Origin of the sequence: Variovorax paradoxus, from assembly GCF_030815855.1 — a bacterium.
Lineage (GTDB): Bacteria > Pseudomonadota > Gammaproteobacteria > Burkholderiales > Burkholderiaceae_C > Variovorax > Variovorax paradoxus_M.
The window spans coordinates 2,949,594-2,972,238 of record NZ_JAUSXG010000001.1; the positions used below are offsets into that span (position 1 = coordinate 2,949,594).

The following is a 22,645-nucleotide window of genomic DNA, read 5'->3' on the forward strand; positions in this document are numbered from 1 at the left end:
CATGCGCTTCGCCATTGCCTTTTCGCTTCGTTCTTCCGCCTGTGCCCTGCTCTGCGCCCTGCTCGGTGCTCCCCTTGCCTCGCACGCCGAGGCCGACAAGCGCGACTTCTCGGCGGCGGAGCGCCTCTTGTTCATGACGCCGCAGCTGCAGGGCCTGCAAGCGCCCATGCTGCTGCGCTATACCTTCGGCAAGGCGGGCAGCTTCGAAGAAGCCTTTGCCGACAACGTTACCGTGGCCCTCATTGCCAAAGCGAACGGCGGCTGCTGCGATGCAAAAGGCGTGTTCCTGAGCGGCGCCCGCAAGCTGGCGGTGCCCGACGTACCCGCCGCCGACGGCAACCCCGTCATCCTCTACTTCCTGGAGCACGACGTTCGCGAGATGAAGCGCCTCACGCGCGGCTCCGAGAACCACTTTCGCAAGCGCATCCGCATGGCGATCTACCAGGACGCCGAGGTGCGCGACGTGTCTTTGCGCTACCAGGGCCGCACGGTCAAGGGCAAGGAGATTGCGTTCAGTCCTTTCCTGGACGACCCGAACCGGCCCAAGTACGAAAAGTTTGCGACCAAGAACTACCGCTTCACCTTGTCGGATGCAGTGCCGGGCGGCGTCTACGGCATTCGCACCTTCATACCGGGCGAGAGCGCCGCTGTCCAGCCCCTGCTCGTCGAGGAACTGCTCATCGACGGGGCCAAGGCACCGGCGCGCTAGCTCGGCCATTTCCAGATCTTCCAGCGAACGCCATGAAAAAAATCTTGCGCATGCTTTGTCTTCTCGGCCTCCCCATGGCCGTTCATGGCGCCCCGCCGCATGCAAACGACTTTCCCACCATCGATCGCGTGCTGTACGTGCAGGAATGCATCACCGCGCATCCGGACGCGGGCAAGTTCGAGATGACGAGCAAATGCTCTTGCGCGGTCGACGCCATGGCCAGGGAAGTCAAGTATTCGGAATATGTCGACCTGAGCACCGCGGCCAAGGCCACCACCATCGGCGGCGAGCGCGGCGGCTACATCCGCGACTCTGAAAAGCTGCAGGCCGACATCAAGCGCTACAAGGCGCTGCAAGCCAAGGTGAACAAGGGCTGCTTCATCGGCCCTCCCACCGCGCGCTGAGCCGCGACAGCCCGGGCACATGGCGATGACGGGTTACGCAACACCTGTGCGCACCGGGTTTGCAGCGACGGTGCTCTGCTGCGCCGCGGCCTGGGCCTGGGCCGCGCCTTTTGCCTACATCACCAACCAGGGCAGCCATGACGTGTCGGTGATCGACCTGGCATCGCAGCAGGTGGTTGCCACTGTTCCGGTGGGCCGGTCGCCGGCCGGTGTGGTGGCCTCCAGCCGCGCGGGCCGGGCCTTCGTTTCCAACCCCGACAGCAAGACGATCTCGGTCATCGACATGCGCCTGCAGAAGGTGGTGAACACGCTGCGGGCGGGAGACGGGCCGGTGGGCATCGACATTTCGGGCGACGGCAAACACCTGTACGTGGCCGATTGGTACAGCAGCCGGCTGCTGCTGTTCGACGCACTGACTGCCAAAGCCTCGAAGCCCTTGGCCTCGATTGCCGTCGGCCATGCGCCGGCGGGCGTGGCCGCACATTCCGACGGCGCCACCGTGTTCGTGGCCGAGCGCGACGACGACAGCGTGGCCGTGGTCGACACCGCAGCCCGCCGGGTGGCGGCACGCGTGGGCGTCGGCAGCCATCCGTTCGCGCTGCTCTACGACGCTCCGCGCTCCCGGCTCTACGCGCTCAACGTGCAGAGCAACGACGTGTCGGTGATCGACCTGCGCGACGTTCGCCGGCCGGCTGTCATTGCAACAGTGAAGGTGGGCAAGGCCCCTTACGGCGCGGCGCTGGCTCAGGGCGGCGCGCTGCTCTATGTGACCAACCAGCACGAAGACACCGTCAGCGTGATCGACACGGCCTCGCTGAAGGTGCTGCGCACCCTCCCCGGCTTCGGGTATCCCGAAGGCATTGCCGCGCACGGCGACCGCGTGTATGTCGTCAACTGGATGGACGACAACGTGCAAGTGCTCGACGCCGCGAGCGGACAGAAGCTCAAGACCATTGCCACGGGGCAGAACAGCCGCGGGTTCGGCGCCTTCATCGGCGCGCCGATCGAGCCCTGACGTTTTTTTCGACCGACCTTTCCCTACTTCATCACGGACGCTTCCATGCTGACTCATCCTTCCAGCCGACGAGCTCTTTCTGTCGTTCTCGCATCCCTTCTTCTCGCCGCATCCTCTGCCAGCCTGGCCCATGGGCCGACGCGCCAGAAGGCCAGCGAGAAAGTCACCATCGAGGCGCCGGCCGATGCGGTGTGGGCAAAGATCAAGAACTTCAACGCCCTGAAGGACTGGCATCCCGCGGTGGCGGACAGCCCCGCCGACAAGGGCAACGCCGAAGGCTCGGTCCGCACCGTCAAGCTCAAGGATGGCGGCACGCTCGTCGAAACGCTCGAAAGCTACGACGACGCACAGAAGAAATACAGCTACCGCGCCAAGGACGGCGGCGCGCTGCCGGTCACCAACTACACCTCCACCCTGAGCGTGGTGGCGGACGGCGGCAAGTCTGTCGTCGAATGGCGCGGCGCGTTCTACCGCGGCTTTCCCAATAACAATCCGCCGCCGGAACTCAACGACGAAGCCGCGCTCAAGGCCGTGACCGGTGTGTACCGCGGCGGCCTTGCCAACCTCAAGAAGATGATGGAATCGAAATAGCCCGGCCGTCGGACGCAACACCATGGGCACCGAAGAACAACTCGAAGACTGGAGACGCCTCGCGCTGCGCCTCGAGAGCGAAGTCGCGAAAGCGATCATCGGGCAGGCCGAGACGATCCGGCTCATCAACGTGGCGCTGTTCGCGCGCGGCCACGTGCTGCTCGAGGGCGACGTGGGGGTGGGCAAGACGACCGTGCTGCGCGCTTTTTCGCGCGCCATCGGCGGCGATTTCGAGCGTGTGGAGGGCACGGTCGACCTGATGCCGGGCGATCTGATCTATCACACCTACGTCGATGCCGAAGGGCGGCCCCGCATCGACCCGGGGCCGCTGCTGCGCCACGGCGAACGGCTGGTCACTTTCTTTTTCAACGAGATCAACCGGGCCCGGCCACAGGTGCAATCGCTGCTGTTGCGCGCCATGGCCGAGCGCACGGTATCGGCCTTCGACCGCGAGTACAGCTTTCCCCACATGACGGTGTTTGCCGACCGCAACAAGGTCGAGCGCGAAGAGACTTTCGAGCTGGCTTCGGCGGCGCGCGACCGGTTCATGTTCGAGCTGAACATGCCCAAGCCCGCCGACCGCGGCATTCGCCAGTCGCTGGTGTTCGATACGGCCTACCACGACACCGAAAGCCTGATCGACAAGGTGGCGCCCGCCATCCTGCCCTGGGACCGGCTCAACGCCATCGGCGCAGAGGTGCAGCGCAGCGTGAGTGCGAGCGAGACCATCGAGCGCTATGTGCTCGATGTGTGGGAGGCCACCGAAGCGCCGCAGAAGTTCGGCCTCCGGCTCGACGGCGTGGACATGGACCGCCTGATCCTCGCCGGTGCCAGCCCGCGCGGCATGAGCGCGCTGCTGCGCGCCGCGCGCACGGTGGCCTGGCTCGAGGGGCGCTCGCACCTGGAACCGGCCGATCTTGCGGCGGTGCTGCCCTCGGTGCTCGGCCACCGCGTGTTCTTTACGCCGGTGTACGAGTTGCGCCGTGCTGAGCTGTCGGAGGCGCTGGTGGCGCAGATCATGGACAAGATCGCGGCGCCGTGATGCCATGGAGCGCATCGACGAATTCCACTACCAGCTGCCGCGCCGCTTTGGCGGTTGGCGGCCGGGTGCGCAGCGCGGCCTGAGCCAGGGCAGCGGGCAGGAATTTGCCGCGCACCGGCGGTTGTTCGACCACCCGGACCCACGCCGCATCGATCTGCGCGCCAGCGTGTGCGACGGCCGCGGCGACTGGCTGGTGCGCATTCATCGGCTGCGCGTGGCCATCCCCGTGCATGTGGTGGTGGATGTGTCGGCCTCGATGCATTTCGGCGCCGAGCGGCGCAAACTCGACGTGGTGGCCGACTTGGTCGAGGCGCTGGGCTACAGCGCATTTCGCGCCGGCGACACGGTCGGCCTGCTGGCCTTCGACCAGCGCGAACGCGAAGACCTCTTTGTGCCCGCGCGCCACAGCCGCGGCAACGGCAGCCTGATGGCACGCATGCTGCGCGAGTGCCGTGCGACAACCGGTGCGCCGCCCACCGACGACTGGGCCTTGGCGGGCCTGCGGCGCGCCACCGAACGCCTGGTGGGCCGCGGCGGACTGGTGTTCCTGGCTTCGGACTTTCACTGGTCGATCGACGCACTCGGCGAACTGCTCGCGCAGTTCGCACCGGCCTGCGTCGTTCCGCTGGTGGTCTGGGACCCGGCGGAAATGGAGCCGCCGGACGCTCGCGCGCTGGTCGCCTTGAGCGATGCCGAAACCGGCGTGCGGCGCAGCCTGTGGATGCGCGAATCGCTGCGCGCGCGGTGGCGCGAGTCGGTCGCAAAGCGGCGCGCCGAACTCAACGCCTTGTTCAACGCGCACGGCATGCCGCCCTTTCACCTGAACGGCCGTTTCGACGCCGAAGCGCTCACGCGGTACTTCATGGAGACGACGGCATGAACCGGCTCTTTGCGGCCGTGCTGGCGCTCGCCATTGCTGCCGGCGCGGCAAGCGCCGCCACGGTCGAGCAGCCCCGCGCTTTCGGCCATGTGATCGGCGACGTTCTCACGCAGCGCGTGCTGCTTGAGCAGGCCGGCCAGCCGCTGCGCCCCGGCGCAATGCCCAGCGCTGCGCGCATCGACCTGTGGCTCGAACGCAGGCCGTCGCGCATCGAGACTGATGCCGAGGGGCGGCGCTGGCTGGCCATCGACTACCAGATCATCAACGCCCCGCGCACGCTGACCGCCGTCTCGCTGCCGGCGCTCAGCATTGCGACCGCATCGGGCGCGGCGCTGGCACTGCCTGCCTGGCCGGTCAGCATCGGCCCGCTGACACCGCTCGAAGTGCCGGGGCAAGGCGATCTGCAGCCGCTGCGGCCGGACCGCCCCGTGGCGGCGCTTCCGACCTACGCCGTCGAACGGCACCTGAAGCTCTCGTTCCTCGCACTGCTGGCGGTGCTTCTGGCATGGCTCGCCTGGTGGGCGTGGCGCAACGCCCGCGAAGCGCAGCAGCTTCCGTTCGCGCACGCCTGGCGCGAGCTGAAACGCATCGGCGACCCCGCCAGCCCCGAAGCATGGCGCGTGGTGCACCGCGCGCTGAACCGGAGCGCCGGCCGCGTGGTGCACGGCGCCAGCCTGCCGCGGCTGCTGGCGGATGCACCCTATTTGCGGCCGCTGCAGCCGCGTCTCGAAGATTTCTATCGCGAGTCGACGCGGCGCTTCTTCTTTGCCGAGAGCGCCGCCGCGTCGGCAGAGGCTCACGCCGCCTATCCGCTCAAGCCGCTGTGCCGTGCCCTGCGCAATGCGGAAAAGCGCCACCGGCATTGACGGGAGCAGAGCCATGCGCTTCGACCTCGCCCAGCCCTGGATGCTCGCTTTGCTTCCGCTCGCGCTGCTGCCGCTCTTGCGCCGGCGCAGCGACACGCTGGGCTTCTCCTACCTGGCCTGGCTGCCGTCGGATCGCATCGGCCGCCTTGTCGGTTTTCTGTGGCGTGCGTTCGCGGTCGGCGCCATGGTGTTCACCGTTCTCGGCCTTGCGGGACCCGGGCAGTCGGGCGCGGTGGTCGAGCGGCCCGGGCGCGGCGCGGAGGTGCTCATTCTCATGGACCGCAGCAGCAGCATGGACGCCACCGTTCACACCAACGGCCTGCAGACCGCGGGCCGCATGTCGCAGGAGCCCAAGGCCAAGGTCGTGCGCGACCTGCTGGGCGAATTCGTCGCCAAGCGGCCCGACAACCGGTTTGCCTTCATGACCTTCAGCACGGTGCCGATCGTGGCGGTGCCCTTCACGCAGAAGACGGACACCGTGCAGGCCGCGCTCGCCGCCACGGCCATCGGCCGCGGCTTGCCTGAAACCCGCATGGGCGCCGCGCTGCTGGCGGCCATCGAAGAGTTCGAAGGCCGCAGCTATTCGGGCAGCCGCGTGATCCTGGTCGTCTCGGACGGCGGCGCCCAGCTCGACGAGGCGACGCGCCAGCGCGTTCATGCCGGCCTGGCGCGCGAGAAGATCGGCCTCTACTGGATCTACGTGCGCAGCGGCCCCAACTCGCCCAACCTCAACACCGAAACGGTGTCGGCCTATGGCCTCGGCGAAGAACTGGCGCTGCACCAGTTCTTCAAGACATTGAGCACGCCCTACCGGCTCTACCAGGTGGACGATTCCAACGCCATGGCGGCCGCCATGGCCGAGATCGACCGTCAGCAGAATTTTCCGCTGACGATTCACGAGCGCGTGCCGCGGCGCGACCACGGCGCTGCCTTCTATGTTGCGGCGATGCTGTGCTGCGCCGGCCTGCTCGCCTGCCGTGCCGTGCAACTGCAGAGCTGGCGGAAAAACGCATGAAGCGGCGTACCGTTCACCTGATGTTCGGTGTGTTGAGCCTGTGCTGCGTCGGCACGGCATTGGAGCGCGGGTTGCGCCTGCGCCAGACGATGGACCTCAACGCGGAGATCGCCCGCATCGCGGCCGCCCCGGTCGGCAAGGACGCGGCGCCCGCACCCGTATCGGCGCCGCGCCAACTGCAGCTTGCACAAGCACTGGCGCTGTCCAAAGCCGGGGCGCACGATGCCGCGCTCAAGGGCTACGCGGCGCTGATCCAGGGCGGCGAGCGCGACCCTGTGGCGCAGGAGGCGCTTTTCAACCTCGGCAACATGTACCTGCGCCAGGGCATGGCGCAAGAGGCCGGCGCCCTGCCCCTGTTCGAACTGGGCAAGCAGCGGCTGCGCGACCTGCTGCGCGCCGCGCCGCAGGACTGGGATGCGCGCTACAACCTGGAGCGTGCGCTGCGCCTCGCGCCCGAAGACCAGGAAGCCTTTTCCGCCGAGCAGCAGCCGGCGCACGAGCAGCGGCGGGTCCGGGTTCCGGGCTTTGTTGCCGGGGACCTGCCGTGAGGCTGCGGCCGCTGCCTGCGCGATGGCTGTCAGCTTTGCGGCGCTTCGGCGGCAGCACCGGCAACGGGCCGCTGCTGCTCGCCCTGCTGCTGCTGGCGCTGGCCGTCTGGCCGCCGCGCTTGCAGCTGCAGCGCCCGGTGTTCAACTGGCAGGTGAGCTTCGACATCACGCAGAGCATGAACGTCGAAGATGTGGAGCTCAACCACGCGGCGGCGAGCCGGCTCGCGCTCGCGCGTGCGGCCATGCGCGACGTGCTGGGTGCGCTGCCCTGCGGCTCGAAGGTGGGTTGGAGCGTTTTTGCGGACTACCGCTCGGTGGTGATCCTCACGCCGGTCGAGGTCTGCAGCCACTATGAAGAACTGCTGGCCTCGCTCGAACGCATCGACGGGCGCATGCGCTGGGCCAATGCCAGCAACGTCAGCAAGGGCGTGACCTGGGCGGTGCGCGGTGCGCGCAGCATCGGGCCGGATACGAGTTTCGTCTTCATCAGCGACGGCCAGGAGTCGCCGCCGCTGCGCATCAACGAGACCCCGCCGATGACGGACATCAAGCCCGGCGACGTGAAGGGCTGGCTCGTCGGCGTGGGCGGCGATGTGCCGGTGCCCATTCCCAAGACCGGCAGCAGCGGCGAGCCCGCGGGCTACTGGCGGGCCGACGAGGTGGTGCAAGGCTCGGCCATGGGCGGCACGCTGAATCACGAGCATCTTTCGGAGCTGCGGCAAGACCATTTGCGCTCGCTCGCCGAACTGGTGGGTGTGAACTACCGGCGCCTGACCCAACCGGATGCGCTGATGAGCGCCATGCTCGATCGCCGCTATGCGCAGCAGGTGCCGACCGATACCGACCTGCGGTGGATTCCCGCGCTGCTCGCGTTGCTGCTGCTGGCATGGCGGTTTGCGCCGGATTTCGGCTGGCTGCGCGAACGGCGGCCGATGGCGCGGGAGAAGAAAGCGGCCGAACGCTTTCAGCCGCGCGGCCTCACGCGTCCGGCGTGACCAGCGCGGCGGAAAGCCGGCGCGAACTGGCCGGATCGCGAAACACCAGCGGATGCTCGACCGGCGCCGCGGGGTCTCGCGCAGCCGCACGCTCCACCGCCTCGACCACGCGGTGGTGGTCCGGGCTCTTCGCGCACACCGGATCGGCCGCGGCCGCATCCTGCGCCAGCAGGTAGGCCTGGCAGCGGCAGCCGCCCAGGTCTTGCTCGCGCTGGTCGCAGCTCGCGCAGGGCTCCTTCATCCAGCCGGTTCCGCGGTAGCGGTTGAAGCCTTCCGAGTCGAACCAGATGTCGCGCACGCTGTGCGCCTTCACGTTCGGAAACTCGAGGCCCGGCAGCATCTTGGCGGTGTGGCACGGCAGCGCGGTGCCGTCGGGCGCCACGGTAAGGAACATGCTGCCCCAGCCGTTGACGCATTTCTTGGCCTTGCCCTCGTGGTAGTCGGGCGCCACGAAGAAGATGCGCATGCGCTCGCCGAGCCGCTTGCGCCAGGCATCGGTCACCTCCTCGGCATGGCGCAGCTGCTCGTGCGTGGGCAGCAACTGGTCGCGGTTCACGAAGGCCCACGAGTAGTACTGCGTGTTGGCAAGCTCGAGGTACTCGGCGCCCATCTCGTGCGCCATCTCGATGATGCGGTCGATGTGGTCGATGTTCATGCGGTGGATCACCACGTTCAGCACCATCGGCCAGCCCTGGTCCTTGATGATCTTCGCGACCCGGTTCTTCAGTTCGAAGGTCTTGGTGTGCGAGAGAAAGTCGTTCATCTCGCGCGTGGAATCCTGGAACGACAGCTGCACGTGGTCCAGGCCCGCAGCCTTGAGCGCGGCGGCGCGCTGCGCCGTGAGGCCGACGCCCGAGGTCAGCAGGTTGGTGTAGTAGCCCAGGCGCGCGGCCTCGGCAATGATGATATCGAGGTCGTCGCGCAGCAGCGGCTCGCCGCCCGACAAGCCGCACTGCACCGCGCCGAGTTCGCGGCCTTCGCGCAGCACCCGCAGCCAGTCGTCGGTGCCGAGCTCGTCCTCTTGCCGGGCGAAGTCGACCGGGTTGAAGCAGAACACGCAATGCAGCGGACAGCGGTAGGTCAGCTCGGCCAGCAGCCAGAGCGGCGGTCCGGGGCGGGGTGCCGCATTTGTCATGCAGGGTCCCAGCGCAGCCAGTTCTGCTGCGCCGCCATTTCGACGAAGCCGCGCACCTCGGGTTCGAGCCCGGTGGTGTCGAAGGCTTGTTCCAGGTCGGCCACGATCTGCGCGACGCTGCGCTCGCCGTCGCAGCGCTTCATGATCTCGCCCGCGCTGCCGTTCAGCCGCACCATGCCCTCGGGGTACAGCAGCACATGGCAGTCTTGCGCCGGCTCCCATTGCAGGCGAAAGCCGGGGCCGACGCGGGGTTTGCTTTCGGCGGCAAGCATGGTCTTGGCCTCGGTCATGCCGTTGCCTCCGTCACGCCGTAGCGCGTTGCCATGGCGTCGTTCATGGCCCAGAGGATGTCGAGCTTGAACTGCAGCACCTCCAGCGCGCGCTCCTGCAGCGCGCGGGTGTCGAAGTGCCCGAGCGTGATGGCCAGGCCCTGCTCCACGTCGCGCCGCGCCTGACTCACGCGGTTGCGAAAGTAGCTCAGGCCGCCCGGCTCGATCCACGCGTAGTGCTCGGGCCAGGTGGCCAGGCGCTGCTTGTGGATTTCGGGCGCGAAGAGCTCGGTGAGCGACGAGCACACCGCCTCTTGCCACGGCGCGCGGCGCGCGAAGTTCACATAGGCATCGACCGCAAAACGCATCGCCGGCACCACGTGGCGCAGGTCGAGCACCTCTTCGCGCGAAAGTCCCACGGCTTCGGCCAGGCGCAGCCAGGCTTCGATGCCGCCTTCGTCCTTGATGCCGCCAAGTTCGAAACCGTCGTGGTCGAGAATGCGCTGCACCCAGCCGCGCCGCACCTCGGGATCGGGGCAGTTCGAGATCACCGCGCCGTCCTTGATGGGGATCGCGATCTGGTAGTAGAAGCGGTTGGCCACCCAGCCGCGAATCTGCTCGGGCGTGGCACGGCCGCTGTTGAGCATGACGTTGAACGGATGATGGATGTGATAGCTGCGGCCGCGCTCGCGCAGCTTGGCTTCGAACTCTTCACGGCCCCACGCCGGCGCAGCTTGCTCGCTCCCGGTGGCCGGGCGGAACGGGTCCTGGATTCTGTCGGCGTGCATGGTGGTGGGCCCGGCGCTTTGCTTCAGAGTTGAATCGTCATCCCGTCCTCGCACGGCTCGATGCGCGCGCGCCGCAGCAGCACGTGCTCATCGGAGTCTTCGTCGAGGATGGGGTTGGTGTTGTTGATGTGAATCAGCATGCGGCGGGTGGCCGCGGGCAGCCGCGCCAGCCATTCGATCATGCCCCCCTCGCCCGACTGTGGCAGGTGACCGATCTCGCGCGCGCGTTTGCCGCTGACACCGAGGCGGACCATCTCGTCGTCGGTCCAGAAGGTGCCATCGACCATGACGGCATCGGCGCTTGCCATGGCGTCGAACACCGGCGGCGTGATGGCGCCCAGGCCCGGCGCATAGAACAGGCTCTTGCCGCTCTTGCGGTCGAACATGGTCACACCGATGTTGTCGCCAGCCACCTGCTGCTCGCGGTGCGGGGAATACGGCGCAGCCTTGCCGGTGAGCGCGAGCGCGCGAAAACTCAGGTCGGGCACGCCCGGCACTTCGAAGGCATTGCCGTCGAGCGCGATCGGGTGGCGGGCCACGCCGCAATAGTGCGAGAGCACGCGCAGCACGGGATTACCCTGACTCAGGTCTTCGGCGACCGGGTCGGTGCACCACAGCGGCAGCGGCGTGCCGCGCTCGCGCAGCATGAAAAGTCCCGTGGCATGGTCGACCTGTCCGTCGATCAGCACCACGCCGGCAATGGCGGTGTCGCGCAGTGCACGTGCCGGCTGCAGCACCGGGCTGTTGCGAATCTGCTCGAGGATGTCAGGCGATGCGTTGAACAGCACGCCATCGGCGCTGTCGTCGGGCTGAACGAAGATCGAAGACTGCGTGCGCGGCTTGGCGCGCACCGTGCCCGCGCGCACACCGGCGCAATTGGGGCAGTTGCAGTTCCATTGCGGAAAGCCGCCGCCGGCAGCCGAGCCCAGAACGGTGATGCGCATCGAATGAGGAAGAAAGGGGTTCGAAACAACCCACCCCGGGCATGCCGGGGCGGGTTGTGAAGAAGCGCGCAATCAGCGTGCGCTGACGTACATCGTGATCTCGAAGCCGAAGCGAAGATCAGTTGCCGTCGGGGTTTCCCATTTCATAGTGTCTCCTGAAAAAGTTGCACAGCGCCACGTGGCGGCTGCGGGAACTTCGAGCGCTCCAGAACGCATATTGAACCGATGCATCGCCGCAACCTAGCCGTGAAATCATGAATGGTGCTTCATGATTTTCATGAATAGCGGCAGTGAGGCCACCGCGTACCATGGCCCTCGTGCTTTCTACCGGCCTGTACCCTGAAACTCCGCCTTGGCGCACCCACGCATGGGAGGTGCCGCACGGCCATGTGCTGCATGTAGAAGAAAGTGGTGATCCGGCGGGCCTCTGCGCCGTGGTGCTGCACGGCGGACCGGGCTCGGGCACATCGCCGCTGCTGCGCCGCTTCTTCGACCCTGCGCGGTATCGCGTGATCTGCATCGACCAGCGCGGTGCCGGCCGGAGCCGCCCGCGCGGTGCGACGGTGCATAACCGCACAGAAAATCTGCTCGAGGATTTACGCCTTGTGCGCGAGCGGCTCGAAGTGCCGCGCTGGCTCGTGGTCGGCGGCTCATGGGGCGCCACGCTGGCGCTCGCCCATGCGGCGGCAGAGCCGCAAGCGGTGGCGGCCCTGCTGCTGCGAGCGGTGTTCCTGCCGCGCGCCGAAGACATCGAAGGCTTCTTCCAGGACACAGCCGGCCGCGCCACCGCCGCCTGGGAGCGGTTCGCCTCCGTGGCACCGACCGATCAACGCCACGACTTGCTGAGCTTTCTCGCCCGCGGCCTCCAGCCACCGGCGCGCGGCGGCGATGCGGACCTTCCCCGGCGGCTCGCTCTCGCGTGGTGGCATTGGGAAAGAACGCTCGCCGGCGGCGCCTCCCCGGCATCGGACGACGAGCGTGCAGCCGAACCCGATCGCGAGACGCTCGACGCGCTGGTCGACCGCTACCGGGTGCAGAGCCATTACCTGCTGCACCGCTGTTGGCTCGACACGCCCCCGCTGCTCGATCGGCTCGACGCGCTCCCCAAGGTGCCCACCCTGCTGCTCCATTCGCGCGACGACCGGGTCTGCCGGCCCGAAGGCGCGCAGGCGGTGCACGAGCGCATCGCACACAGCCAGTTGCAGTGGGTCGACGGCGCGGGCCACGACCCTTCGCATCCAGCGATGGCATCGGCGATGGTCGCAGCGCTCGACAACTGTGCGCAGCATGGCCACTTCGGAAGCGGGACTGCGCCGTGACGCTGCGCCTGAAGATCAACCTGATCGTCAGCCTGCTCACGCTGCTGTTCGTTGCGGCCATGCTCGCGCTGCAGGTGCGCGCCATGCGCGAATCGGTGCATGAAGAAGTCGTGGCGGCCAATCGCGTGGCGGCGCAGCTGCTGAACCGCACCGCCTGGCTCTATGCGGCGCAGGGCACGCCGGCCATGCTGTCGTTTCTGCAAGGCGTGGGGCGCGTGCGCTCCAACGACATCACGCTGCTCGACAGCGACGACCGCGTGCTGTACAGCTCGCCCACTTCGGTCTACAAGGCCGGGCGCGATGCGCCGGACTGGTTCGCCGGCGTGGTTTCGCCGCCGCCCTCGCAGTTGTCCATTGCCTTTCCGGGCGGCCGGCTCGCGGTGGTTTCCAACGCTTCGCGCGCCGTGCTCGACGCATGGGACGATTTCGTGCTGCTGATGCTCAGCGCGCTGGGCTTGCTGGCGGTCGTCAACGCGGGCGTGTTCTGGCTCGTGGGCCGCGCGACGCGCCCGTTCGCGGACATCGTCGATGCACTGAACCAACTCGAGAGCGGCCGCTTCGACGTGGCGCTTCGCGCCCTGCCCGGCACCGAGGCCGCAGCCATCGGCGCGGCCTTCAACCGCATGGTCGGCATGCTGCAGCAGCACATCGAGACCGAGCGCCGCGCCGTGCGGGCCGAAGGTCGCCTGTCGGAAAGCCGCGAGCTCGGCCGCTGGGTCGACCAGAAGATCGAGCAGGAGCGCCGCCTCATCGCGCGCGAGCTGCACGACGAACTGGGGCAGTCGGTCACCGCGATGCGCAGCATGGCCTTGTCGATCGCGCAGCGCGTGCAGGCGCTCGACCCGCAGGCCGAGCAGGCGGCGCGGCTGATCGCCGAGGAATCTGGCCGCCTCTACACGGCCATGCACGGCATGATCCCGCGCCTGACGCCGCTGGTGCTCGACAAGTTCGGGCTGGTGGCCGCACTCGAAGACCTGGTGGAGCGAACCCGCAACAGCCATGGCGAGGTGCAGATCGACTGGCATCTGGACATCGAGCTCGACCGGCTCCGGCTCGACACCGACACCGCGCTGGTGCTGTACCGCGCCGCGCAGGAAGGCATCACCAACGCCCTGCGGCACGGCGAGGCGCGCCGTATCGTGCTTGCATTGCAGGGCGACCAACAAACGGTGAAGCTCACGCTGACGGACGATGGGCACGGCCTTCCCGGCCCTGCCGCTGCAAGGGAAACCAGCACCGGGCACTATGGCCTGCGGTGGCTCGCGGAGCGCATCGACAGCCTGGGCGGCGAGTTGCGCCTTGAACCCGCCGCGCCCAGCGGTGCCCAATTGACGGTGCGGCTGCCTTTGCCGGCAGCCGCCGCGGAGAACACATGACCCAGGCGACTCAGCCGATTCGAGTGATGCTGGTGGACGACCACGCGCTGGTGCGCATGGGCTTTCGCATGCTGCTGGCCGACGCGCAGATCGAAGTGGCGGCCGAAGCCGACACCGGCGAACAGGCCTGCCAGGACTATCCGCAGGTGCGGCCCGACCTGGTGGTGATGGACCTTTCGATGCCCGGCATGGGCGGCCTCGAAGCCCTGCGGCGCCTGCTGGCCCACGACCCCAAAGCGCGCGTGCTGGCGTTGTCGGCACATGAAGACACCATTCATCCGCGCCGCGTGCTGCGGGCCGGCGCACTCGGCTACCTGGCCAAGCGCAGCGCGCCCGACGCGCTGATTGCCGCCGTGAAGGCGGTGGCGCGGGGCGAGCGCTACATCGACGCCAACACTGCGCAGGCGCTCGCGACGGCGCAGATCGAGGGCGAAGCCAACCCGGCCGACCTGCTCAGCGAGCGCGAGTTCTCGGTCTTCATCCAACTCGCGCGCGGCATGACGGTAGCGCAGATTGCGAGCACGCTGAACCTTTCGCTCAGCACGGTCGGTTCGCACCTTTACCGCGTGAAGCAGAAGCTCGGCGCCACGAACCAGGCCGAGCTGACGTGGGTGGCGCTGCGGTGGGGGTTGATCCAGGTGTAGCTCAGCTGCGCTCGAGAATCGGCCAGCCGGATTGCAACGCCCGCGCGCGCAGGCGTTCATCCGGGGCCACTGCCACAGGGTCCGATACCGCCTCCAGCAACGGCAAGTCGCTCGCCGAATCGGAATAGAACCACGACTGCTCGAGCGCATCGAGCCGCGTGCCATGCAGCGCCAACCACTGGTTCACATGCGCCAGCTTGTGAACCCCGAAGCACGGGTCGCCATCGATGCCGCCGTCGAGCGTGTCGTCGATCACCAGCGAGCGCGTGGCCAGCACGTCGGCCACGCCGAACACCCGGCCGAAGGGCTCGGCGATGAAGCGGGTGGTCGCGGTCACGATGGCGCAGAGGTGGCCCGCGGCCTGGTGCTTTCGCACCAGCGCGCGCATCGCCTCGGGCACCCGCGGCGCCATCTCGGCCTCGAACTCCGCGGCCCACTGCCGGAGCCTGAGCATCCCGAAGCTCGCCAGCGGCGCAACGCTGACGCGATGCAGCTCGCGGATGTCGAGCGTGCCGTCCAAGTACTGCTGGCAATAGCCGAGGTAGACCGTTTCGGCATCCGCCGGGAGCACGCCGCGCGCCACCAGGAAGCGCGTCCAGGCCATGCCGCTGTCGAACGGAATCAGCGTGTGATCGAGATCGAACAGCGCCAGCTTCATTGCGGGACCGACAGCGAACTGCGCATCGGCATCAAGCAGCAGCAGCAGCCGAAGCCTCTTGCGGCCGCAGCTGAGACTCAGTGAGCAACTGCGCCGGCAGCACGCCGCGCAACGCGTTGCACACCACGAGCTTCTGTGCCGCTTGCAGGTCTTGCAGAGACAGGCTGCGCTCCGCGGCTTCCCAGATGGAGTCTTCGATCAGCACGCCGCGCATCACGCCGGGCAGCGCACCGTCGGAAACGGGCGGTGTCCACCAGCGACCGTCGATGCGTGCAAAGAGCGTGCTGCGCCCGCCTTCGACAAGCCGGCCGTCCTCCGTGAAGAACAGGCTGTCGAAGGCGCCGGCGCGTTCCGCGGCGCGCACGCCAGCATCGTAGTGCTGGCGCACGGTGGTCTTGAAGGCGGCCAGCGGATTGGCATTGGGCAAGCGCTGGTCCGCAACAACGAGCTTGACCGCGCCCGGAGGCAACGGCGGCAACGGGGAGTGCGTGATGCCGATGCGCCCGTCGTGCGCAAGCGCCAGGCGCAGCCGCGACGGCTGGCTGGGCGACAGTGCGGGCAATGCTTCTTGCAGCGCCTCCATTGCGGCATCGCGGCTGAACCTGAAGCCCAGCGCACGCGCGCTGCCCGCCAGCCGGCCCAGGTGCCGGTCCAGGTAGCGGATGCCTTCGCGCGGTGTGACCAGCATGGTTTCGAAGAGCTCGAAACCGGGATCGAGGGCGGTGAGAAAGCGCGCCTTGAGCAGGCACTCCTCGAACTCGTCGGCCGCGACGCTGTCTTGCACGATGCCAGCGCCGATGCCCAGGCGCAGCGGCCGCAAGCCCTCGCATTCCGCGCCCAGCGTGAGCGTGCGAATGGCCACCGAGAGGCAGAAGTCGCCGATGGCCTCGCCTTGCGCCGGCGCATCGACCCAGCCGATGGCGCCGCAGTAAAGGCCGCGCGACGTGCTCTCGAGTTCGGCGATCCATTCCATGGTGCGATGCTTGGGCGCACCGGTGATGGAGCCGCAGGGAAACACCGCGCGCAGCAGCTCGGGCATGCCGACGCCTGCCCGCAGCGTCGCCTGCACGGTCGAGGTCATCTGGAACACGGTGGCGTAGGGCTCGATGGCGAAGAGCGTCGGCACCTTGACAGAACCGACCTCGGCCACGCGGCCGATGTCGTTGCGCAACAGGTCGACGATCATCACGTTCTCGGCCCGGTTCTTGGTGTCGACCGAGAGCAGGCGCGCCATTTCGCTGTCGCCTTCGGGCGCATCGACGCGCGCCGCGGTGCCTTTCATGGGGCGCGCGGTGAGCACGCCGGCGTCGTTCCGCAGGAAGAGTTCGGGCGAGCAGGAGAGCACGTGGGTGGTTTCCTCCGCCGGGTCGTTCTCGCCGGCCGTGCCGGTGCTTTCCGGCAGCGCGATCAGCGCGCCATAGGCCACCGGCTGCCGCTCGCGCAGCCGGCGGTACAAAGCAACGGGCGAACCATAGCTTCGTCCATGCAGCCGGTACGTGAAGTTGACCTGGTAGGTCTCGCCCGCGGCGATGGCTTCGTGAATGCGCGCGATGGCCTCGGTGAAGGCGGGTTCGTCGATGCTGGGCTGCAGGTCCATCACGCCGGCGGGCTGCGAGATGCCGGCTTCATGCGCTTCGCCGGCCTCGCGCCGTTCGAGCTTTTCCAGCCAGGTGCCGGCCTCGCCGGCCGAGAGCCTGGCGCAGTCGCGGAACATCAACACGCGCAGTGCCGAAGCGTCGTTCGGCGCGAGCCGTGCCTGCCCCGCATGCAACAGCTTGGCGCCCCATTCGTAGTCGGCCAGCAGCACCGCATGCAGGCCCTGGCGCAAATCGGCATCGACCCGCGCCCACATGTCGGCGAGGCCGGCCGCATCGGTGCAGCGGTGCTCGCGGACGAACCCGGTATGCAGCCGGCTCGTGGGCCGCTCCGGCGTCGAGCCGCAGTCGTCGAGAAGCGCGAAAGATGGCAAGGTCAGCTCCAGTCGTCCATGTCGTGCTTGATGCGATGGCGGTTGGCAATCAGCTCGTCGACCGAGGGCTCGTTGTTCAGCGCGCGCCGGATGGCCAGCTTGGTGGCTTCGTAGTTGGTACGGTACATGTCTTTCTTGTCGAGGTCCTGGTCTTTGGCGCAGCGCGGATCGATCCACACCAGGCTGATGATGCACAGCGAGTTGGCGTGTTCCCTGGGGATGATGCCTTCGATCAGGCAATCGACCACCGCGTCGGCCGTTGCGCTCTGCACCACGCCGCCGAACAGGTCGATGTTGCCCACATCCTTCAGCGTGACCTTGGGCACCATGATCGTGGCCGGCCGCACGAGCTGGTTGCACGCACGGATCGCGAACATCGCGGTATGGCCCTTGCTCTGCGCCATCATATTGGCGAAGGCCTGGCCCACGGGCCCGTCTGTCGCGCCGATCAGGATCTCTGGCATGGCGTCGGTGAACTGGCCCTCCCTGGCAAGAACGGTGGCTTCGCCTGCATGGAAAAGATAAGGGTGCGTCATATGGAGAGTATCCGGAGGGTTTGAAAAGCCTTGGGGCGAGTCTCAAAGGCAGATGAGAAGCTCGCCTTTGCCGTCGGCCGAGAGATCGCCCAGGTGGCGTTCGATGCGGCGTGCGGGCAAGCCGCTGAAAAGTCCGCCGTGGCGCGCGAGGTCGCGTGCCAGCAGCGCCCAGAACACCGGAGTCGCGGCGCGGTTGGGCACGAAGGTCAGCGCCGTCCGGAGGCCTTCCGGCAGGGCCGCTCCCGCCTCGGCGAAGACGATGCTGCCGCGGCGCATGCCATAGCCCGCATGCGCGCCGACATGCCCGCCCACGGCGATCGTACCCGCCACCATGCGCGAACCCAGGAACGCGCCCGTGCCGCCATGAACCAGCGCGGTGCCGCGGCGCATGCGGTCGCCGAAGCGCTCGCCCGCGTTGCCGTGAACGACGAAGGTGCCGCCGCGCATGCCGTCCATGCTGCCGGGCAGGGTACTCGCGGCGAAATCGCCAACGTCGCCCGCCACCGTGAGCATGCCGCCCGCCATTTCGCAGGCGGCCAGCAAGCCGGCACGGCCTTCGATGCGCAGCTCGCCGCCGCGCATGCAGCCGCCCGCATAGTGGCCCGCATGGCCGTCGACGCGAATGCGGCCACCGTCCATCTGCCAGCCGATGCGGTCGAAGCGCTCTAGGTTGCCCTCGAAATGCAGCACGCCCTCCTCGCCCGGCGTGATGTCGAACAGCTCGGCCAGCGCCAGCATCTCGTTGCCGTGTCCCACGGGCAGCTGCCCGACCTGCGCAGCCGACAGTTGTGCAAGCGCAACCGGCACGATGCCGCGCAGATCGACGCGCAATGCGGGCATCTGCCGCAGCCTGAAATGCCATCCGCTCATAACGCAACCTCCGCGCTGCGCGCTGCGGTATTCGCCTTGGGAGCGGCCCGGCGGCTCATAACGCAACCTCCGCGCTGCGCGCTGCGGTATTCGCCTTGGGAGCGGCCCGGCGGCTCATGGCGAATCTCCCGCGCCAAGCAGCTTGTGCAAGTGGAAATGGAAGGGGCCCAGCTTGCCGCCGTAGTTGCCGGCGGAGATGCGCAGCAGCCCGCCGGCCGGCCCGATGGCGATGGCGGCCTCCATGCCGACGCGCATGGCGGCGGCCACGTCGGCTTCGGTCAGGCCGTCGATCACGATTTCCATCACGCAGCCGATCTCCTCGGTGGATGCAGCACCACGGCCTGCCAGTTCGCTGTGGGCCACGAGGCCCACGAGGCTGGGGCAGAAGGCGTCGTTGGTCGAGGCATTCAGGTTCGCGTAGCGGCTGCCGACCTTCGAGCCCGAGCGCACCACGCCGCCTGGAAACGGCATGACCACGTTGGGCAGCCGCTTCATCGCCGCCACGGCAGCCTCGGAGGCAGCCAATGCGCCATCGGTGTCGCGCGCCAGCAGCAGCAGGTTGCCGCCGCCGACCGCCTTGACCACGGGCGTATCTTCCTGTGCGACGAATTCGCCGTCCATCACCGGCACGCGCCAGTAGCGCACGCCGTCGATCACCTTCGAAATCTGCCAGCCGTCGCCGAAGAAGCGCAGGTTCTTGCCGAGCGCGGCCACGTCGCTGCCGGCATGGCGCGGCAGGCCGGCGAACACCGCCGTGGTCGGGCAGGTCAGCACGCACTGGCCCACGCGGCGCTCGAGCTGCTTGCCAAGCTCCTTGCCCGACATGGAGAACATCAGCACGCTCACGCCCGGCCGGCCATCGGGCGTCTCGCTCGGGCTCAGCTCGCGCTCGATGCCGGCCTCGCAACCGCAGGCGATGACCGAGGTCGCGAAGCCCGTGGCGGACACCGCCGCATGGCGCGCCCATTCGAGGGTGTGCGCCGTAATGACGATGCGCGTGGCCTTCATCGGAAAGGCCTCTGCAAAGGTTTCGTCGACGACGACGCCGTTGCGTTGCAGGGGCGGCGCCGCCGTCATGCCGCACCCGCCTTCATGACGACGTCTCCTGGAAACACGCGGCGGGCAGCAGGCGCCCGCCGTTGCAGCATTGGCACAGCTCGTCGTGGCCGATCGCGATGTGGTCGAAATTGACCGAACCCTGCGCCGCGAGATGCCGGCGCAGCCGCTGCTCGATGCCCCGGTCGTAGTCCGGCGCGACGAAGTGCGTGCCGCCCACCGGCGCCGCCGTGACGCGCCCGGCGCGCGAGACCAGTGCGCCGTCCTTGAACACATACTCGGGCGTTGCGAACATCGCCTCGCGGTCGGCGTTCTCGCGGTACACCGCGATGTCGGCCGCGGCGCCCGCGCCCAGGTGGCCGCGGTCGCGCAACCCCAGCAGGCGCGCAGGGCCGGCGCGGGTCATGATCGCGATCTCGTAGAGCGTCAGTTCGCGCGTGATCGAGCGCAGCGCCGCCTGGTCCGCCACTTCGGGGTGCAGCTTGGCCAGTTGCTCCGCGCGAAAGCTGCGGTCCATCAACAGGCGGATCAGGTGCGGATAGCTCGTGAACGGGCCGCCGTTGGGATGGTCGGTGGTCAGCACCACGCGCCACGGATCGTCGACCAGCAGAAAGATCTCCAGCCCGATCACCCACTGGAGCGCATTCACATAGCTTTGCTCGCGGTAGCGGAACGGCACCACGCCGCAGCCGGCTTCGCACTCGATGTCGGCGCCGATCCACTTGCGCGGATCGGCCAGGCCCGATTGCGCGTGCTGCCGCATGGTGTCGCCCGAGGCCGTGACGGTCTGGCCGAACATGATCTGGCCCACGTCGATGCTGACGTTCTTGTTCGCGTTCACTACCTCCGCCAACTGCAGCGCCGCGGAAGAGAACTTCTTCGGTCCCTCGGTGCCGTAGGCATGGAACTGGATGTGCGTGAGGTGGCCGGGCAAGCCGTCCAGTGCGGCGATGGTGTCGAGCGTCGACTGGATGTTGCCCGCCACCCCCAGGTTGCTGCCGTGGATGTGCAGCGGATGCGGCACGCCGAGTTCGCGCAGTGCGCGCGCCAGCGTGTGCACCACCTGCCGCGGCGTGACCTGCCAGTGCACGTGGTTCTCGTCGACGTCGAGCTTGCGCTGGTTGAACTTGAAGGCCGAGATGCCGCCGGGGTTCACCACCTTCACGCCCATCGCTTTGCTGGCGTTGATGGTCCAGCCTGCATAGTCTCGGATGCGTTCGAAATCCCAGCGCTCGGCCAGCATGCGCAGAAACAGTTCGTCGTTGCCGAGCATCACGTACGCGCCGTGGTCGAGGATGGGCGTGTCGCCCATCTCCATGTGCGTGTGGCGCGCGTTGCAGGCCATCATGGCCGGCTCGAAGGCCGCCGTGTAGCCCATCTCGACGTAGCGGTAGCCGGTGGCCAGCGTTCCGGGCGTGCAGGTGCCGCACGACGCGAGCTCGAGCACGTTGTCGGGCAGCGCAAGGGGGTTCGCGTTGGCGCGGTGGTCTTCGGGCATGAGCATGCGCGCAAGATTGACTTTGCCGCCGCCGATGTGGGTGTGCATGTCGATGCCGCCGGCCATCACGATGCAGCCACCGAGGTCGATCTCCTCGGTCGCGACCTCGTTCGGCGCGAGGTCCACCATGCGGCCGTCGCGCAGGTACAGGTCGCGCACCTCGTCGCAGCCGTTCGTGGGGTCGATGACGCGGCCGCCGCGCAAGCGAAGCGTGGTCATTGCACGCGCCCCTGCTTCAGCGACTTGACGGACTGGGTCAGGCGCCGGAGCACATCTCCGACATTCGGCAACCCGTCTTCGTACAGCGCGCGCAGCGGAAGCAGCACCGAGCCGTCGGTACGGAACAGATGGCCGTCGGTGCCGATGCCGGGTGTGGCCACGGGAATGAACACCTGCTGGTGCGCACTCGCCGCCCCGTTGCGCGGCCGCAAGCCCGGATGGCCGAGGACGATGCGCGGCATGCCGGCCTGGGGCGGCGCGGGCTCGGAGCCGTAGCTCGACACCCACAGCAGCGTGTCGACCGCGCCATCGGCGAGCAGGCGCCCGGCGTCGAAACACAGCGGCTCGTGTTCCAGGCCCAGGGGTCCGGCGCGCGAACGCAGCGGCAGGCCCGAGAGCCATGCGAACACCTGGTTCACGGTGGCGGCACCGTCGCCGCCGCCCAGCGACAGCGAGGCCGCGCGCGTGCTCCGGTTGAGCGTGGCAACGATGCGCTGAATGGCCTCGATGATCAACGCGCCCTGTGCCGGCAGGCGGCCGGGCTCGTACACCAGCACCGAATAGCGCGATGCCCGCAAGCGCATCGACAGTGCCGCCAGGCCGGCCGGCACGCGATCGTCGCCGGGCGGAATGCGGCCCGCGACGATGGCCGCGAGCAGGGCCACGGTGTCGAACAGGTCGCCGTGCATGGGCAGCATTTCGGCGTGCACGTCATCGCGTTCCCCGATGCCGCAGCGGCGGAAGAATTCCGGATAGCGTGCGGTGGGATCTGCAGTCATGCAAACGATCAGCTCGGCCCGCGTTCTCACTTCCGCCAGCGTGGTGGTGAAGCCGCCGCGGTCTTGCAGGGCGCGCAAGCCATGCATCATCGCCTGCCCTTGCGCGGGGTCGCAAATGGCGCCGGTTTCGCAGGCCAGCGCATACAAGGCCCGGGCACCCGCGACGTCGGTGCCGAGCCCGCCGAACAAGGGTTGTCGGCTGGCCGCGAGCAGGGATGCGGCGGCGGCAAGCGCGGTGTCGAGATCGCAGTCGCGGCCGTCGACCTGCGGCTGCGCGGTGGGCGGGGAGCCGTCGAAGGCAGCCAGTGCGGTGCGCGCGCGCGGGCAGTCGCTGCCGACCAGCTTCAGCGGTGTGCCGGGCGGTCCGAGGTCGACGCCGAAGGTGTCGCACAACAGGGGACAGAACGGACAGGTCCACGGAGGATCGGCGGGCTGCGCGGCGGGGTCGAATTCGCTCATGGGTGGGCAACCACGCAAGGCATGTGCCATTCACCGATCTGGCTCGCGCGCCTCGGACGCG

25 protein-coding genes are annotated in these 22,645 nt (G+C 68.2%); 13 read left to right on the forward strand and 12 right to left on the reverse strand.

What is annotated here, in order from left to right; translation table 11 throughout:
- Position 1: 1 nt before the first annotated feature.
- Genes QFZ42_RS13890 through QFZ42_RS13935 form a run of 10 tightly spaced genes read left to right on the forward strand, consistent with a single transcriptional unit; the run spans position 2 to position 8,065 of the window.
- Entirely contained in the window at positions 2–709 is a 708-nt protein-coding gene (locus tag QFZ42_RS13890; RefSeq protein ID WP_307701508.1) for a hypothetical protein, read from the forward strand.
- 32 nt (positions 710–741) lie between these two features.
- On the forward strand, positions 742–1,113 hold the full coding sequence (locus QFZ42_RS13895) for a hypothetical protein (RefSeq protein ID WP_307701509.1): 372 nt from the start codon (positions 742–744) through the stop codon (positions 1,111–1,113).
- Between the two features lie 25 nt (positions 1,114–1,138).
- Positions 1,139–2,128, forward strand: a complete 990-nt coding sequence (locus QFZ42_RS13900) for a YncE family protein (RefSeq protein ID WP_307701510.1) — start codon at positions 1,139–1,141, stop codon at positions 2,126–2,128.
- Positions 2,129–2,173: 45 nt separating this feature from the next.
- A complete protein-coding gene (locus tag QFZ42_RS13905; protein ID WP_307701511.1) occupies positions 2,174–2,719 on the forward strand; it encodes an SRPBCC family protein in 546 nt (181 codons plus the stop codon).
- 22 nt (positions 2,720–2,741) lie between these two features.
- Positions 2,742–3,761, forward strand: a complete 1,020-nt coding sequence (locus QFZ42_RS13910; protein ID WP_307701512.1) for an AAA family ATPase — start codon at positions 2,742–2,744, stop codon at positions 3,759–3,761.
- Positions 3,762–3,765: 4 nt separating this feature from the next.
- Complete coding sequence (locus QFZ42_RS13915; RefSeq protein ID WP_307701513.1) at positions 3,766–4,641, forward strand: DUF58 domain-containing protein; 876 nt, start codon at positions 3,766–3,768, stop codon at positions 4,639–4,641.
- A complete protein-coding gene (locus QFZ42_RS13920) occupies positions 4,638–5,507 on the forward strand; it encodes a calcium incorporation protein MxaA (protein WP_307701514.1) in 870 nt (289 codons plus the stop codon). Before QFZ42_RS13915 ends, QFZ42_RS13920 begins: the two co-directional genes overlap by 4 nt.
- 13 nt (positions 5,508–5,520) lie before the next feature.
- Positions 5,521–6,522 carry a vWA domain-containing protein gene (locus QFZ42_RS13925; RefSeq protein WP_307701515.1) on the forward strand — a complete coding sequence of 334 codons (1,002 nt, stop codon included), beginning with the start codon at positions 5,521–5,523 and terminating at the stop codon, positions 6,520–6,522.
- Positions 6,519–7,070 (forward strand): MxaK protein, encoded by a 552-nt coding sequence (locus QFZ42_RS13930; RefSeq protein ID WP_307701516.1) that lies wholly within the window; start codon positions 6,519–6,521, stop codon positions 7,068–7,070. The genes QFZ42_RS13925 and QFZ42_RS13930 overlap by 4 nt, the downstream gene beginning before the upstream one ends.
- A 35-nt stretch (positions 7,071–7,105) precedes the next feature.
- The gene (locus QFZ42_RS13935; RefSeq protein ID WP_307701517.1) at positions 7,106–8,065 is read left to right on the forward strand and encodes an MxaL protein; all 960 of its coding nucleotides are present in this window, start codon (positions 7,106–7,108) and stop codon (positions 8,063–8,065) included.
- Here QFZ42_RS13935 and pqqE read toward each other — a convergent pair.
- The 5 genes from pqqE to pqqA all read right to left on the reverse strand — a co-directional run bounded on the left by pqqE (position 8,049) and on the right by pqqA (position 11,348).
- A complete protein-coding gene (gene pqqE / locus QFZ42_RS13940; protein WP_307701518.1) occupies positions 8,049–9,200 on the reverse strand; it encodes a pyrroloquinoline quinone biosynthesis protein PqqE in 1,152 nt (383 codons plus the stop codon). The genes QFZ42_RS13935 and pqqE overlap by 17 nt on opposite strands.
- The gene (gene pqqD / locus QFZ42_RS13945) at positions 9,197–9,490 is read right to left on the reverse strand and encodes a pyrroloquinoline quinone biosynthesis peptide chaperone PqqD (protein ID WP_307701519.1); all 294 of its coding nucleotides are present in this window, start codon (positions 9,488–9,490) and stop codon (positions 9,197–9,199) included. The genes pqqE and pqqD overlap by 4 nt, the downstream gene beginning before the upstream one ends.
- Positions 9,487–10,257: a pyrroloquinoline-quinone synthase PqqC gene (gene pqqC, locus QFZ42_RS13950; protein ID WP_307701520.1), complete on the reverse strand. Its 771-nt coding sequence runs from the start codon at positions 10,255–10,257 to the stop codon at positions 9,487–9,489. The genes pqqD and pqqC overlap by 4 nt, the downstream gene beginning before the upstream one ends.
- 23 nt (positions 10,258–10,280) lie before the next feature.
- A complete protein-coding gene (gene pqqB / locus QFZ42_RS13955) occupies positions 10,281–11,201 on the reverse strand; it encodes a pyrroloquinoline quinone biosynthesis protein PqqB (protein WP_307701521.1) in 921 nt (306 codons plus the stop codon).
- A gap of 72 nt (positions 11,202–11,273) precedes the next feature.
- The gene (gene pqqA, locus QFZ42_RS13960) at positions 11,274–11,348 is read right to left on the reverse strand and encodes a pyrroloquinoline quinone precursor peptide PqqA (protein WP_010100094.1); all 75 of its coding nucleotides are present in this window, start codon (positions 11,346–11,348) and stop codon (positions 11,274–11,276) included.
- Between the two features lie 161 nt (positions 11,349–11,509).
- On the opposite strand from pqqA, the gene QFZ42_RS13965 reads away from it, so the two are divergent.
- The 3 genes from QFZ42_RS13965 to QFZ42_RS13975 are packed head-to-tail and all read left to right on the forward strand — an operon-like array spanning position 11,510 to position 14,540.
- A complete protein-coding gene (locus QFZ42_RS13965; protein WP_307701522.1) occupies positions 11,510–12,520 on the forward strand; it encodes an alpha/beta fold hydrolase in 1,011 nt (336 codons plus the stop codon).
- Positions 12,517–13,896, forward strand: coding sequence for a histidine kinase (locus QFZ42_RS13970; RefSeq protein ID WP_307701523.1), 1,380 nt, complete (start codon positions 12,517–12,519; stop codon positions 13,894–13,896). Before QFZ42_RS13965 ends, QFZ42_RS13970 begins: the two co-directional genes overlap by 4 nt.
- A complete protein-coding gene (locus QFZ42_RS13975; protein ID WP_307701524.1) occupies positions 13,893–14,540 on the forward strand; it encodes a response regulator in 648 nt (215 codons plus the stop codon). Before QFZ42_RS13970 ends, QFZ42_RS13975 begins: the two co-directional genes overlap by 4 nt.
- A 1-nt stretch (position 14,541) precedes the next feature.
- Here QFZ42_RS13975 and QFZ42_RS13980 read toward each other — a convergent pair whose 3' ends face one another.
- From QFZ42_RS13980 to QFZ42_RS14010, 7 genes are all read right to left on the reverse strand, one after another.
- Positions 14,542–15,198 (reverse strand): HAD family hydrolase, encoded by a 657-nt coding sequence (locus QFZ42_RS13980; RefSeq protein WP_307701525.1) that lies wholly within the window; start codon positions 15,196–15,198, stop codon positions 14,542–14,544.
- Positions 15,199–15,229: 31 nt separating this feature from the next.
- The gene (locus tag QFZ42_RS13985; RefSeq protein WP_307701526.1) at positions 15,230–17,167 is read right to left on the reverse strand and encodes a chorismate-binding protein; all 1,938 of its coding nucleotides are present in this window, start codon (positions 17,165–17,167) and stop codon (positions 15,230–15,232) included.
- Positions 17,168–17,169: 2 nt separating this feature from the next.
- Positions 17,170–17,703 (reverse strand): formaldehyde-activating enzyme, encoded by a 534-nt coding sequence (fae, locus tag QFZ42_RS13990; protein WP_307701527.1) that lies wholly within the window; start codon positions 17,701–17,703, stop codon positions 17,170–17,172.
- 42 nt (positions 17,704–17,745) lie between these two features.
- Positions 17,746–18,573, reverse strand: coding sequence for a formylmethanofuran dehydrogenase subunit C (locus QFZ42_RS13995; RefSeq protein WP_307701528.1), 828 nt, complete (start codon positions 18,571–18,573; stop codon positions 17,746–17,748).
- A gap of 114 nt (positions 18,574–18,687) precedes the next feature.
- Entirely contained in the window at positions 18,688–19,650 is a 963-nt protein-coding gene (gene fhcD, locus QFZ42_RS14000) for a formylmethanofuran--tetrahydromethanopterin N-formyltransferase (protein ID WP_307701529.1), read from the reverse strand.
- A gap of 13 nt (positions 19,651–19,663) precedes the next feature.
- Positions 19,664–21,346 (reverse strand): formylmethanofuran dehydrogenase subunit A, encoded by a 1,683-nt coding sequence (locus QFZ42_RS14005; protein WP_307701530.1) that lies wholly within the window; start codon positions 21,344–21,346, stop codon positions 19,664–19,666.
- Positions 21,343–22,584, reverse strand: coding sequence for a formylmethanofuran dehydrogenase (locus tag QFZ42_RS14010; RefSeq protein WP_307701531.1), 1,242 nt, complete (start codon positions 22,582–22,584; stop codon positions 21,343–21,345). Before QFZ42_RS14010 ends, QFZ42_RS14005 begins: the two co-directional genes overlap by 4 nt.
- Positions 22,585–22,645 lie beyond the last annotated feature (61 nt).

Bases quoted from the DNA above. Each gene is read 5' to 3' on its own strand.
- QFZ42_RS13900 (WP_307701510.1), top strand. From the start codon at position 1,139: ATGACGGGTTACGCAACACCTGTGCGCACCGGGTTTGCAGCGACGGTG.
- QFZ42_RS14005 (WP_307701530.1), bottom strand. From the start codon at position 21,346: ATGACCACGCTTCGCTTGCGCGGCGGCCGCGTCATCGACCCCACGAAC.
- QFZ42_RS13995 (WP_307701528.1), bottom strand. From the start codon at position 18,573: ATGAGCGGATGGCATTTCAGGCTGCGGCAGATGCCCGCATTGCGCGTC.
- QFZ42_RS13925 (WP_307701515.1), top strand. From the start codon at position 5,521: ATGCGCTTCGACCTCGCCCAGCCCTGGATGCTCGCTTTGCTTCCGCTC.
- QFZ42_RS14010 (WP_307701531.1), bottom strand. From the start codon at position 22,584: ATGAGCGAATTCGACCCCGCCGCGCAGCCCGCCGATCCTCCGTGGACC.
- QFZ42_RS13980 (WP_307701525.1), bottom strand. From the start codon at position 15,198: ATGAAGCTGGCGCTGTTCGATCTCGATCACACGCTGATTCCGTTCGAC.
- QFZ42_RS13920 (WP_307701514.1), top strand. From the start codon at position 4,638: ATGAACCGGCTCTTTGCGGCCGTGCTGGCGCTCGCCATTGCTGCCGGC.
- QFZ42_RS13910 (WP_307701512.1), top strand. From the start codon at position 2,742: ATGGGCACCGAAGAACAACTCGAAGACTGGAGACGCCTCGCGCTGCGC.
- QFZ42_RS13965 (WP_307701522.1), top strand. From the start codon at position 11,510: ATGGCCCTCGTGCTTTCTACCGGCCTGTACCCTGAAACTCCGCCTTGG.
- pqqE (WP_307701518.1), bottom strand. From the start codon at position 9,200: ATGACAAATGCGGCACCCCGCCCCGGACCGCCGCTCTGGCTGCTGGCC.
- QFZ42_RS13890 (WP_307701508.1), top strand. From the start codon at position 2: ATGCGCTTCGCCATTGCCTTTTCGCTTCGTTCTTCCGCCTGTGCCCTG.
- QFZ42_RS13930 (WP_307701516.1), top strand. From the start codon at position 6,519: ATGAAGCGGCGTACCGTTCACCTGATGTTCGGTGTGTTGAGCCTGTGC.
- pqqB (WP_307701521.1), bottom strand. From the start codon at position 11,201: ATGCGCATCACCGTTCTGGGCTCGGCTGCCGGCGGCGGCTTTCCGCAA.
- QFZ42_RS13905 (WP_307701511.1), top strand. From the start codon at position 2,174: ATGCTGACTCATCCTTCCAGCCGACGAGCTCTTTCTGTCGTTCTCGCA.
- pqqC (WP_307701520.1), bottom strand. From the start codon at position 10,257: ATGCACGCCGACAGAATCCAGGACCCGTTCCGCCCGGCCACCGGGAGC.
- fhcD (WP_307701529.1), bottom strand. From the start codon at position 19,650: ATGACGGCGGCGCCGCCCCTGCAACGCAACGGCGTCGTCGTCGACGAA.
- pqqD (WP_307701519.1), bottom strand. From the start codon at position 9,490: ATGACCGAGGCCAAGACCATGCTTGCCGCCGAAAGCAAACCCCGCGTC.
- QFZ42_RS13895 (WP_307701509.1), top strand. From the start codon at position 742: ATGAAAAAAATCTTGCGCATGCTTTGTCTTCTCGGCCTCCCCATGGCC.
- fae (WP_307701527.1), bottom strand. From the start codon at position 17,703: ATGACGCACCCTTATCTTTTCCATGCAGGCGAAGCCACCGTTCTTGCC.
- QFZ42_RS13915 (WP_307701513.1), top strand. From the start codon at position 3,766: ATGGAGCGCATCGACGAATTCCACTACCAGCTGCCGCGCCGCTTTGGC.
- QFZ42_RS13975 (WP_307701524.1), top strand. From the start codon at position 13,893: ATGACCCAGGCGACTCAGCCGATTCGAGTGATGCTGGTGGACGACCAC.